The organism is Arcanobacterium pinnipediorum, assembly GCF_023973165.1.
Classification (GTDB): domain Bacteria; phylum Actinomycetota; class Actinomycetes; order Actinomycetales; family Actinomycetaceae; genus Arcanobacterium; species Arcanobacterium pinnipediorum.
Map to the genome: position 1 here is coordinate 1111551 of NZ_CP099547.1, position 12689 is coordinate 1124239.

12 protein-coding genes are annotated in these 12689 nt (G+C 51.9%); 1 reads left to right on the forward strand and 11 read right to left on the reverse strand.

Annotation, left to right across the window (positions count from 1 at the left end; all coding sequences use genetic code 11):
* Nucleotide 1: 1 nt before the first annotated feature.
* The 7 genes from era to hrcA are packed head-to-tail and all read right to left on the reverse strand — an operon-like array spanning nt 2 to nt 6622.
* Nucleotides 2-934, reverse strand: coding sequence for a GTPase Era (gene era, locus NG665_RS04925; protein ID WP_252672553.1), 933 nt, complete (start codon nt 932-934; stop codon nt 2-4).
* Nucleotides 927-2192 (reverse strand): hemolysin family protein, encoded by a 1266-nt coding sequence (locus NG665_RS04930; RefSeq protein WP_252672554.1) that lies wholly within the window; start codon nt 2190-2192, stop codon nt 927-929. Before NG665_RS04930 ends, era begins: the two co-directional genes overlap by 8 nt.
* 5 nt (nt 2193-2197) lie before the next feature.
* A complete protein-coding gene (ybeY, locus tag NG665_RS04935; RefSeq protein WP_252672555.1) occupies nt 2198-2710 on the reverse strand; it encodes an rRNA maturation RNase YbeY in 513 nt (170 codons plus the stop codon).
* Entirely contained in the window at nt 2703-3662 is a 960-nt protein-coding gene (locus NG665_RS04940; RefSeq protein WP_435366693.1) for a PhoH family protein, read from the reverse strand. The genes ybeY and NG665_RS04940 overlap by 8 nt, the downstream gene beginning before the upstream one ends.
* Before the next feature lie 16 nt (nt 3663-3678).
* Nucleotides 3679-4422, reverse strand: a complete 744-nt coding sequence (locus NG665_RS04945) for a 16S rRNA (uracil(1498)-N(3))-methyltransferase (protein WP_252672557.1) — start codon at nt 4420-4422, stop codon at nt 3679-3681.
* On the reverse strand, nt 4422-5555 hold the full coding sequence (gene dnaJ, locus NG665_RS04950; RefSeq protein WP_252672558.1) for a molecular chaperone DnaJ: 1134 nt from the start codon (nt 5553-5555) through the stop codon (nt 4422-4424). The genes NG665_RS04945 and dnaJ overlap by 1 nt, the downstream gene beginning before the upstream one ends.
* Nucleotides 5556-5593: 38 nt before the next feature.
* Entirely contained in the window at nt 5594-6622 is a 1029-nt protein-coding gene (gene hrcA / locus NG665_RS04955) for a heat-inducible transcriptional repressor HrcA (RefSeq protein WP_252672559.1), read from the reverse strand.
* A 300-nt stretch (nt 6623-6922) separates the two neighbouring features.
* Here hrcA and NG665_RS04960 point away from each other — a divergent pair, with 300 nt between their 5' ends.
* Entirely contained in the window at nt 6923-7789 is an 867-nt protein-coding gene (locus tag NG665_RS04960) for a DUF3097 family protein (protein WP_252672560.1), read from the forward strand.
* Nucleotides 7790-7836: 47 nt separating this feature from the next.
* On the opposite strand, the gene NG665_RS04965 is transcribed toward NG665_RS04960, so the two are convergent.
* The 4 genes from NG665_RS04965 to lepA all read right to left on the reverse strand — a co-directional run bounded on the left by NG665_RS04965 (nt 7837) and on the right by lepA (nt 12616).
* A complete protein-coding gene (locus tag NG665_RS04965) occupies nt 7837-8454 on the reverse strand; it encodes a hypothetical protein (protein WP_252672561.1) in 618 nt (205 codons plus the stop codon).
* 300 nt (nt 8455-8754) lie between these two features.
* Nucleotides 8755-9945: a radical SAM family heme chaperone HemW gene (gene hemW, locus NG665_RS04970; protein WP_252672562.1), complete on the reverse strand. Its 1191-nt coding sequence runs from the start codon at nt 9943-9945 to the stop codon at nt 8755-8757.
* Complete coding sequence (gene trmB / locus NG665_RS04975) at nt 9942-10760, reverse strand: tRNA (guanosine(46)-N7)-methyltransferase TrmB (RefSeq protein WP_252672563.1); 819 nt, start codon at nt 10758-10760, stop codon at nt 9942-9944. The genes hemW and trmB overlap by 4 nt, the downstream gene beginning before the upstream one ends.
* Nucleotides 10757-12616: a translation elongation factor 4 gene (gene lepA, locus NG665_RS04980; RefSeq protein WP_252672564.1), complete on the reverse strand. Its 1860-nt coding sequence runs from the start codon at nt 12614-12616 to the stop codon at nt 10757-10759. Before lepA ends, trmB begins: the two co-directional genes overlap by 4 nt.
* Nucleotides 12617-12689 lie beyond the last annotated feature (73 nt).

The window sequence follows — 12689 nt, forward strand, 5'->3', positions numbered from 1 at the left end:
CCTAAAATCCTAGCCGACCGAGTTTTTTGGGGTCACGCTGCCAATCCTTTGCCACCTTGACATGCAGATCAAGAAATATCTTGCGCCCTAAGAGCTGTTCAATATTCTTGCGTGCCTCTTGGCCAACTTTGCGTAAGCGTTGACCGCCGTGGCCGATAATAATGCCTTTTTGTGATGGACGTTCGACGTAGATGTGCGCGTGAATATCGAGCAACGGAGGTTTCTTCGCACCAGGTTTAGCTTCGCGTTCAATCATTTCTTCAACGACGACGGCGATCGAGTGCGGAAGTTCTTCGCGAACATCTGTTAGCGCAGCCTCACGAATAAATTCTCCAATCATCGCTTCGTCAGATTCGTCTGTGACCGTATCAACCGGATACAGTGGTGGCGAAAGCGGCATGTGCTTGAGTAAAACATCTGCAACAAGTTCTACTTGGTCACCAGAAACTGCACTTACCGGAATAATTTCAACAAAATCATAAAGCTGGCTGACGTCAAAGAGTTTATCTGCCAGGGCCTGACGAGAAATCTTGTCTACTTTCGTAACAGCGGCAAATATCGGAATACGCGCCTGAGCAAGTTCACCGAGCAAGAAGCGATCACCTGGACCTATTTTTTCATCCGCAGGTAGACACATCAATGCCCCATCAACGCCATCGAGCGAATCTCGAACCATATCATTGAGCCGCTCCCCAAGAAGAGTGCGTGGCCGATGCAGACCGGGAGTGTCAACTAAAACCAACTGACCGGTCTCGCGATGGACAATACCGCGCACAATACGCCGAGTTGTTTCGGGCTGATTGGCAGTAATAACAATCTTTTGCCCTACCAACGCATTCGTTAAGGTTGATTTACCGGCATTGGGTCGACCAACGATAGAGATAAAACCGGCACGGAAATCTTCCGGCCAGTCATGGATCATAGAATCACTCATCTGCGTTATCCTCTTCTGGTCCAACCCGATTAGCTATCAGTGTTTGTAAACGTTTGCGCCGGCCTTCAAACCGATCGGCTCGCATCAATACTCCATAGGCTTGGGCTTGGGAGCCGATGATAGGAATACGCCCAAGTGCCTTGGTCAGTAACCCGCCAGCAGTTTCGACGTCGTCGTCGTCAATACGGATACCGAATAGTTCGCCGAGTTCGTCTGCTGGAAGTCTAGCAGGTACGCGATAAACTCCCGGTGATATTTCTTCAACTTCAGGTTCAGCGTGGTCATGTTCGTCAACCATATCGCCAACGATCTCTTCCAAAATATCTTCAATCGTCACCAGGCCAGCAATACCACCATATTCGTCGACCGCTAACGCCATATGTTTTGCCTCAGCACGCATTTCCCGGAAAACATCATCAGCCATCATCGTTTCTGGAACAAAAACAGGCTCACGCATCACATCACTGACGTGCAAAGCCTCCTGGCTCATTTTCCGGTGAATCTTGCGCACAACATCCTTGAGATAAAGTATGCCAACGACGTCGTCAGAATCTTCAGACATCACTGGAACACGCGAATACCCCGAACGATTAAATAACGAAACTGCATGTTCGAAGGTCTCTTCAGCATTTATGGTCACCATATCGGGACGCGGTATCATCACTTCGCGCACAAGAGTATCGGAGAGTTCAAAAACTGACCGGACGATCTGTCGCTCTTCATCTTCTAAGGCTTCAGACTCCGAGACTCGTTCGACCATATAGTTACGTTGGTCATCGTCGCCATCTTTTGTTTCTTCATCCGAATCTCGCCGCGAAACAAACGCGGTACCTAGCTTGGTGAGCAACCATAATAATCGCCCGCCAAATCGCACAGCACGCACCGGATATTTAAAGCCCAACGTAGGCGGGATGAGGATATTGGTTAAGCCAAGAGTAAAGATCATGGCCACCACTACTCCCACCAGGTTCAACACGAGATTGTGAACGACTAATCCCACTAACACCATCAAAGTAGCACCAAGCAGCACCAAAATCCCCGAACGCACCGCAGTAACAGCCGTAATGGCTGCAAGGCGATTCGTCACGATATAAGAGACGAACTGTACCGACTGGCCTTCTTGTTCTGCCTCACTAACTTGGGCATGGGTGATTCGTGAGAGTGCGGAGAGCATTAACGCTCCTCCCGCAGCCAGCAACGCACACGTAACAGCTATAGCCAACAAAATAGGTAACGGAACCGAATATATTTCAGACACCTACATCACTCCACAGTTGGGGCAATATCGTCGATTGTTGCCCGCGGATCATTCGGATCCCTGGGGCGGCGAGCAAGGAACGTGAGCAGAAGGCGACGTTGAAGATCGAACATTTCTTTCTTTTCTTCCGGCTCAGCATGGTCGTAGCCAAGAAGATGTAGGATTCCGTGAGTAGTCAGTAATAAGATTTCTTCCATAGTGTTATGCCCCGCAGCAAGAGCTTGGCGGGCTGCAACCTGCGGGCAGATTGCAATGTCTCCAAGCATACCCGGGCGTGGTTCTTCACCAAGCGGAGTAGGGCGCAATTCATCCATCGGGAAAGACATTACGTCTGTAGGACCTTCTAGATCCATCCACTCCACATGCAAGGCAGCCATTGCTTCTTCGTCAAGCATCACAATCGACAAATCTGCTTGCGGGTGGACGCGCAAATCGTCAAGAACCCATGTTGCCAGTTCTGAAATTTCATCCAGTACTGGCGCCGGATGAAAACCGGATTCATCGTTGACGTCAATCATGAGTATCCTCCCCTGCATAGCGCGCATAGGCATCAATAATATCGGCAACTAATCGATGACGGACCACATCCGAGGCGCCGAGTTCACTAAATTTAATGTGGTCTACATTGCGCAAGATCCGACGCACGAGCCCCAAACCTGACTTTGCATGACGCGGTAAATCCACCTGAGTCAGGTCACCAGTAACTACGATCTTTGAGTTAAACCCGAGCCGTGTCAAAAACATCTTCATTTGCTCAGGAGTAGTGTTTTGTGCCTCATCTAAAATCACAAATGCGTCATTGAGGGTACGTCCACGCATATAAGCCAGTGGGGCCACCTCAATTGTGCCTGCCGCAAGCAATTTCGGTATCGCTTCTGGATCGATCATGTCATAGAGCGCATCGTAGAGGGGACGCATATATGGATCAATTTTGTCATTGAGTGACCCAGGCAAATAACCCAACGATTCGCCAGCTTCGACGACCGGGCGCGTCATAATAATGCGCTTGACCTGATTTGTTTGCAGCGCTACAACCGCTTTAGCCATCGCTAAATATGTTTTTCCAGTACCAGCGGGGCCAATACCAAAAACAATGGTGTTTTCGTCAATAGCATCCACATATTCTTTTTGTCCCAATGTTTTTGGCCGAATAGTTTTGCCACGAGCGGTGAGAATATCGGTTGTTAACACCTCAGTTGGTCGCCGCAATCCCTCAACAGTGAGCTTCAAAGCGCGCTCGACAGCCTCAGTAGTCAAATGTTGACCTGAGCTTGCAACGGAAATCAGTTCGCTGATGAGGTCGCGCGCCACGTCGATCTCTGGCTGGCTGCCGGTGATACGGATTTCACGCCCACGCACATGTAACTGCACTGGCGCCAGGCCTTTTTCTAACACGCGCAACACATCATCGCGTTGCCCTAGGACGTTAATCATCGGGATACGCTCGGGAACGGTTACTACATGAGTCATATTCATCGGTTCCATTCTACGCGTTTGCTCGAATAACAGCGATAGCCCACGGACCAGCAGTAGCGGAACGTAACACGTTTTGACCAAGAAGTACTATCTGGGCGCCGGCGTTAAGGAACATTTCGCGCTCTTGATCGGTGATACCACCTTCAGGTCCAACAATAAGTACGATGTGCTCCCCAAGCTGGTCAAGGGCGGATACTAGCGTTTGACTAGCCGTTTCATGACAGACAAAGACACGCCCACCATCGGCAACCACCTGGGAAATATATTGTGCTAATTCTTTGCTCGAAACCACATCACGAACCTGTGGCACCCACGATCTGCGCGATTGTTTTGCGGCAGCTATGGCGCTGGCCTCCCATTTGGCTTGACCTTTGCGGGCTTTAGCCGGGTCAGACCACGAAACAATACTGCGCTCTGCCTGCCACGGAATGAAACTATCGGCGCCATATTCAGTGGCGGTCTCTACGGCTTGCTCATCGCGCCCACCCTTTGCTAGGGCTTGGACTAACGTAATGTGTGCTCCGTGGGGCTGATCTTGCTCTACGGCCAGCGCAGACCCCACGAGTTCGGTTTTCGATACCGCTGTAACTGCGATGGTTACGCGCAAACCACGGCCATTGACGACGTCGATGTGTTCGCCAACGCGGGTGCGGCGCACTGTGGCTGCATGATGGGCTTCGCCTGCGCTCAGTTGCACAACATCGCCTGGGCTGATCTGAGTCAGGGTGGTATCAATATATACGGGAAGTGTCATTAAGCTCGCCCAGTAAACTTATCGCGCAATTTTGAAAAAACTGAAGCTCCTGCAGTAACCGGTTTAGTATGCCGTTCCTCGCCCCGAAGCTCGGCTAGTTGTTCGAGTAACGAACGCTGTTCGTCGTCGAGATCGGTTGGAGTTACTACCGCCATCTGCAACTTCAAATCACCGCGCGTACCGCGATGTAATCTACCCACTCCCAAGCCCGGTAAGGTGATAATATCGCCAGCTTGCATTCCTGGTTCGATCTTTATGGTGTGTGGACCGTCGAAGGTCTCCACATCGAGTGTGGTTCCTAAAGCTGCGGCAGTCATCGGAATTTCGATGGCACCAACCAAGTTATCGCCTTGGCGCGCAAAGAGCGGATCTTCACCAATATAGACTTCAAGGAACAAATCACCTGCTGGACCACCGGCTTGGCCAGCATCGCCACGTCCTTGCATGCGAATACGCATCCCGTTTTCTACACCGGCAGGAATATTGACCGTAACGGATCGGTTTGCTCGTACCCGGCCTTCACCTGCGCACTCCGGGCATGGGGAGGTAATAATAGTGCCATATCCTTGGCATTGGTTACAGGCCACAACAGACACCATTTGGCCGAGAATCGAATTCGTGACGCGTTGCATCGAGCCAGAACCGTGGCATTGTGGGCAGGTCACCGGTTCGGTGCCTGGCGCGCTCATGTTGCCATGGCACGTTCCACATTCGACCAGCGCATCGATGCTGATCTTCTTCTCCACCCCAAAAACTACCTCTTTGAGGTCTAAATCGAGACGAACTAGAGAATCTGCGCCGCGTCGAACCCGCGAAGCAGGTCCGCGCTCAGCTGCCCCGCCGCCAAAGAAACTGGAGAAAATATCGCCGAATCCGCCGTCGAAAGCAAAGCCTGCGTTACCGAATCCGCCGCCACCGTTTTTGACTGCATCTGCGCCACCCATGTCATACATTTGGCGCTTTTCTTTGTTCGACAGTACATCGTAGGCCTCAGAGACTTCTTTAAACTGTTCGGCGCCATCTGGCCCGGCGACGTCAGGATGGAGCTTACGCGCTAATTTGCGGTAAGCTTTCTTGATTTCTTCCGGGGTTGCATTCCGGTCTACACCAAGAGTTTGGTAATAATCAGCCACGTGATCCTTCTTCGCTTATGTGGGTTGTGTGAAAAATATTAGCGGGACTCATGCGTCCCAGAGAGAATATCGGATAAGTATTTTGCTACCGCATGCACCCCAGACATGGTGCGCTGATAGTCCATGCGTGTTGGACCAATGATCCCTAGCCGAGCAACTGAGGATTGGTTTGTTCCCGAATACGAGGTTGATACAACCGAGGCGTTATCAATTTTTGCTTCAGTGTTTTCGCGGCCGATCTGGACTGCAAGGCCACCTTGAGTTGGTGCCAGCATGCGCATTAGCACAACTTGTTCTTCCAAGATGTCAAGTAAGTCAGACATTGTACCGTTGAAATCGGCATCGTATTGGGCGAGGTTCTTTCGTCCTGCAACAACAACGTGTTCTTCAGAATCAGCGGCTAAGACTTGAACGATCATCTCCCCGATTGTTTGCGCCAGGTTCGACGTCGATTCGGGGACGTCTGCGTAAACGTTGGCTAAGGCCTGATCTAGATCGGAAAGTTTCTTGCCCACGCACTGGGCATTGACAATGTTGCGCACGGTGGCGATATTCTCACTCGTTGTTGGCTCGTTGAGCGTCAAGGTTCGCTCTTCGACTCGCCCTTCGTCGGTAATAATGATTAACAAGACCCGAAGTTGGCCTAACGGAACCAACTCCACATGGCGCAAAACTGTGCGACGCAGCGATGGATATTGAATAATGGCAACTTGCCCGGTGATACGTGCTAACGCTCTTGTGGCGCGTTCTAAAACGTCATCAAGATCTTCGGCACATGTTAAGACCTTTTCTATGGCGCGACGTTCAGCAATCGAGAGCGGTTTGATGTCATGAATGGAATCGACAAACTCCCGGTATCCGGCATCTGTTGGTATGCGCCCTGCTGAGGTGTGGGGTTGAACGATGAGGCCAGCTTCTTCTAAGTGGGACATATCGTTTCGCACTGTTGCCGGAGAAACTCCTAGCTTATGCCGTTCGACAATACCTTTAGAACCAACAGGTTCGCGGGTGGCAACGTAGTCACGCACAATCGCGTTAAGCACGATTTTCTTGCGTTGATCTAACACGTAACCTCCTTAATGCTATCTTCGCGGTTCACTGGTATCTAACTCGCAGTCTGCGGGCACATCGAGTTTGCACTCGCAGGCTCCGAGTGCCAATTCTACGTCGGAAGGCTAGAAGTTTCATGATAGCGCACCACTGTGGTCGTCGATCTCACGTTGAGCGAACACAGCAGGTTTGAGATGCTATGTCAGTCTCATCGGTTCTTCGCTACCGGTACACCCTTCAAACTTAGCACCCGTTTGTTTGCACACACAGGCGTGGCGAATACACCCCGATCCATAGCCTCTTTTAAGCTAGTTGGCATGAGTTTTGATCGCTATGGCTATGATGTTCTTGCTTCAGGTATGCATAAACCGAAAGCTGCCCGCCCACTGCCAGTAGAAGTTGGCATGGTATTAGAAGACGTGGCAACTGGATACGTGGGCGAGGTTGTGCGGATCGGAAAAGTTTCTGGACAATGGCAAATGGAATTAGAAGATCGCCAGGGGCATCGCCGCTCATTTGAACTAGGCAAGGGCTTTTGGTTCGAAGGAGTCGCCGTCGATCTCAAACCACCGGTAGCGAAACTCGTTTCTGGACGTGACGACGACGTGCGAACGGTTGCCGGAAAAACACTGACGGCTTCCGGGTCCTTACACGTAGCACACCGGGCGCGGGTGGCGCGGCCCTCACGTATCTGGGTCGAAGGCAAGCATGACGCTGAACTAGTTTCGAAAATCTGGGGTGAAGATTTGGCGTACGAGGGCATCATGATTGAAGAACTGTTCGGTGCCGATCACTTGCTGGACGTCCTCGATGTTTTCAATCCGTCCGATGAGGTTCGTGCCGGGGTGCTCTTAGATCATCTGGTTCCTGGTTCCAAAGAATCACGAATTGCTCACGTGGCGATGCGCAGACCAGGCGTTTTAGTTCTCGGACACCCCTATGTTGATGTGTGGCAGGCAGTAAAACCACGAACACTCGGAATCCAAGCGTGGCCAGATGTACCACGCGGTGAAGATATTAAAATCGGAACCCTAGCCCGCTTGGGTTGGGCACACGAGACTGGCGAAGATATTGGCTTGGGATGGAAACGTATTCTGGATTCTGTACACACCTACACTGATTTAGAGCCAGCCCTTTTGGGACGCATGGAAGAACTGATTGATTTCGTTAGTGGCGGAAAGTAACGGAATTCGCCAACGCAGCTCGTAAGCCCGAAGCACCGAAAACGAATCTAGCTCCACACCTGTGCTGGCAACGTCTTCCCTATTGCACGAAGTTTGGCAATATTTTCCTCAAGGTAGTCGATAATATCGGGCCTACCATGCTCGGTGGGCACACCCACAGTGAGATGCTCACCGTGAAAATACAAAAACTCCATCTCAGTCCACGAGGTTATCGCAGTGCGTAGGTCTGGAGTGAAATAATCAGGCGTAGTACCAACAACAGTTCGTAGATCAAAAGTTTCGCTACGGTGTTTAACAAGGGCTTCAGCTAGTTGTGCAATTGCACCATCGGAGCGCTGGGCCAGCTGTAACGAAATAACAAGTTGATCATCACTACCGCGCCGGAGAGTTACCGCCTTCCAGGAATCTTTAGCTATCCCTTGGACCCCTGTTTGACCGGCAATTATTGGCCACATTTCCCCGGGAGTATGTGAGCCGAGTAAAAAGGACGTCGCTTCATCAATTTTCGGTTTAACTTTCCACCCTCGCTTTTTCATCGCTGCCGTGACGTGCGCATCGTCGTCCCACGCTCCTTGATGGCGCGAACCGATCAACACATAAATCATTCCCACCCCAATGAGAGCAAAGAAAAGTACTGTAATTCCCGGCATGATGTATGAGCCCATGGCTAACCACTTTCTGATAGCTTAATCCTGTGTTGATTATAGCCGACGATGTATCAACTCTGATCTGCTCGGGGTGCCTGGAGACCCAGTTAGAAGATAACAAGGGATAATTTCTGGCGCGCCAACCTAAGAAAAACACCGAGATGGATTCTTAATGCGTCAACCGCTGTTCTCGATGCATAAACTGCGGCTCCAAGCGTGACAATTTACTGATGTGCACACAGTTTGCATTTTGCGTCTGTAACGCGTCTTTTCTCGTTGAAAAACCTGAAAATGCAAAGTCTATGCACAGTATAAGAACTACCACAACGCCCGAATCACCGTATCTGCGAGCAACCGCCCGCGCAACGTCAAGACGATCCGCCCACCCAGCGCAGGCGCCGGATCGATGAGTTCATCGGCAATCAGCCCCGCAACCACCGAAGGTTGCGTACCATCAGGAATAACGATGCCATCAGCAAGCCGCACCCCCAACATGATGTCTTCTTCTCGCCGCTCAGCAGCGCTCAAATGCTCCACATCAGCGACCGGCAACGTATCATCCAAAAGGTGCTGCGCATACGCACCTGGATGTTTCACATTCCAAAACCGCGTACCGTTGATATGACTGTGTGCCCCCGGGCCATAACCCCACCAGTTAGTATTACGCCAGTAGGCCAGATTATGCCGCGAGTATTTCCCAGGCTTAGCCCAGTTCGATACCTCATACCAGGAATAGCCTGCTGCGCTCAACGCTGCCTCAGCCATTTCATATTTAGCAGCCTGTTCATCTGGATCAGTATCTGACAATTCACCGCGTCGCACCTGCCGGCCCATCGCAGTCCCCGGCTCAATCGTCAAACCATAGGCCGAAATATGCCCCGGATCCAACGCCACGGCGACGTCAAGGGAACGCTGCCAATCGTCACGGCTCTCCCCCGGCGCACCATAAATCAAGTCCACCGAAAACTCTAACCCGACCTCACGCGCCCACTGCGTCACTTTCGATACCTGGCCTGGAGTATGCTGACGCTCTAGCGTAGCCAAAACGTGCGGCACAGCGCTTTGCATACCGAACGAAACTCGCGTAAAACCGCCGTCTTTGAGCGTTTGTAAGGCTTGGCGATCAACGGTTTCCGGGTTGGCCTCCGTCGTTACTTCAGCTCCATCAACGACGCCGAACTGCCTGCGTAACGCATCAAGTACCACAACAAGTTGGGTTGCGTTGAGCATGGTGGGAGTGCCGCCACCGAAGAAGATCGAGGTCAGGCCCGTGCCATTTTCATGCCCAGTAAGATAGTGCGCGGACTGCGCAATTTCACGCAGTACCGACTCATGGTAGTCACCAACCGATGCGCCGGTACCGAAATCGGTATTCGTATAGGTATTGAAATCACAGTATCCGCACCGCACCTGGCAAAACGGAATATGGACGTATGCGCCAAAACCAGCGCTCACATCAGAATCGGGAAGCAACAGCTCATGGGCTGGTTTCGGTGATAACCCAATCACGGCAACGTTATACGGTGGGCAACTGGTGCCGGCCTCGCAACCACATCATGAATTGTGCGGCCGGCATCAATACCGCGCTGTTCGAAGCGAGTCATGATTCGCCCGGTCCACCGAGGCGCAAATCCGCCAACGAAATCGCCTTCGTCGTTTGGATCTGGATTTTCACCCGGATGCAGATTCGTCAGCCATTGACTACGCTCAATAACATCACGCATCTGCCAGGCATAGTTGTCCCAATCAGTGGCCATGCGCCATAGACCATCGTCAGCTAAAACGCCAGCGATCGTGCGCGCAAACGTCTCATTAACAATACGGCGCTTATGATGGCGGGTCTTGCGCCACGGATCGGGGAAGAACGTCCATACTTCCCTAGCCCGTGGGTTAGGCGCCTCAACATCGGTGCGGAAAATAATCGGTAGTGCCTGGGCAGCATCTACCTCCATCACACGAACATTCTCCACCCCTTCACGCACGGCAGCGTTCACACACCGCGCCACGCCAGGTGCCCACGCTTCCAACGCAAGGAAATTCCACTCCGAATGTTCCTTTGCCTGAGAAATAAGCTGTTCGCCAGAACCCGGGCCGATCTCGACCACAATCGGCGCAACTCGCCCAAAGGCAGCCGCCAGATCAATGAACGCATCATCGGCAATCGTCGTCTGGGCTTGACCGGCCGGATAGTCGATCACATAGTGCGGACCATGCTCAGCCATCACCTTTTCAAACTTATCCCCCAACCGCGAACCGCGGCGAGTGAACGAAATGATACGGCCGTAATTCTTGTTGCGCTCAGTTGGCTGGTTCGTCGTCGTCACTTCTTCTTAGCCTCCGGCATCTCCGAAGCCAACGCGGCCACAAAGGCTTCTTGCGGAACATCGACGCGACCAATGGACTTCATACGCTTCTTACCCGCCTTCTGCTTTTCAAGCAACTTACGCTTACGAGTAACATCACCGCCGTAACATTTAGCCAGCATATCTTTACGCAAGGCTTTGATTGTCTCGCGAGCAATAACACGAGTACCGATCGCAGCTTGGACTGGAATCTCGAACTGTTGCCGCGGAATGAGCGCCTTGAGCTTAGCAGTCATTTCCACACCATAATGGTAGGCGGCATCGCGGTGAACAATCGCCGAAAATGCGTCCACGGTTTCACCGTTGAGCAAGATATTAACCTTGACCAAATCCGCCATCTGCTCGCCCTCTTCTTTATAATCGAGCGAAGCATAACCCTTAGTGCGCGACTTGAGCTGATCGAAGAAATCAGTGACGATTTCAGCTAGTGGTAACTTGTAATGCAACTCCACCCGATCTTCAGAGAGATAGTCCATTCCGCCCATAATTCCGCGACGTTGCTGACACAATTCCATCACAGAACCAACGTAATCCTTCGGTGTCAAAATCGTGGCCTCAACGAGCGGCTCATAAATTGATTTGATTTTGCCGTCCGGGAATTCCGACGGGTTAGCAACCACATGCTCTTCGCCTGCATCGGTGACTACTCGATAAATAACCGAAGGTGCGGTTGCGATGAGGTCTAGATCAAACTCGCGTTCTAAGCGCTCGCGGATAATCTCCAGATGCAACAAACCCAGGAAGCCACAGCGGAAACCGAAACCAAGCGCAACGGATGTTTCTGGCTCGTAGGTCAGTGCAGCGTCGTTCAATTTCAACTTCTCCAGCGCATCACGCAAAGCTGGATAGTCTGAACCGTCGATCGGATAAATACCCGAGAACACCATCGGTTTTGGATCGCGATAACCGGCCAATGCGTGCTCAGCTCGTTTGCGCAAATCAGTGACTGTATCACCAACACGCGATTGGCGGACGTCTTTGACGCCGGTGATCAGATAGCCGACCTCGCCAACGCCTAAGCCCTTCGACGGTTTGGGTTCGGGCGAGATAACGCCGATTTCTAGCAGTTCGTGAGCAGTATCGGTAGCCATCATCGACACGCGCTGACGCGGCGTTAGGTTGCCGTCCACAACGCGAACATAGGTCACCACTCCGCGATACGAATCGTAGACCGAATCGAAAATCATGGCGCGCGTAGGCGCATTCTCATCGCCAACCGGGGCGGGAACGTCTTTGACGATACGATCCAATAGTTCCGCAACGCCCTGGCCAGTCTTGCCCGATACCCGAATCACGCTATCGGGATCAACGCCGAGCAAGGCTCCAATTTCTGCCGCATACTTCTCTGGATAAGCGGCCGGTAAGTCAATCTTGTTGAGCACTGGAATAATGACCAGGTCATTTTCCATCGCCATATACAGGTTTGCTAGGGTTTGCGCTTCGATGCCTTGAGCTGCATCTACCAGCAAGATCGCACCTTCACACGCTGCTAGCGACCGCGAGACTTCATAAGAAAAATCGACGTGCCCAGGGGTGTCAATCATATTGAGCGCATACGCGTTGGAATTAACCGTCCATGGCATACGTACAGCTTGGGATTTGATGGTGATGCCGCGTTCGCGTTCGATATCCATCCGATCCAGGTATTGCGCGCGCATATCGCGTTCTGCAACCACACCAGTGAGCTGAAGCATCCGGTCAGCAAGTGTGGACTTTCCGTGATCGATGTGGGCAATAATACAAAAGTTACGGATCCGCGACGGATCAGTGGCGGCAGGCTCTATCGTTGCGAGCTCTGCGGCAGTTGATACAGGCACGTGTTCTCCTTTTCCTATAGTCGATCCCACGATACCAGCGCTAAGCATATTGGCGCTCTTAGTGGCACACTTA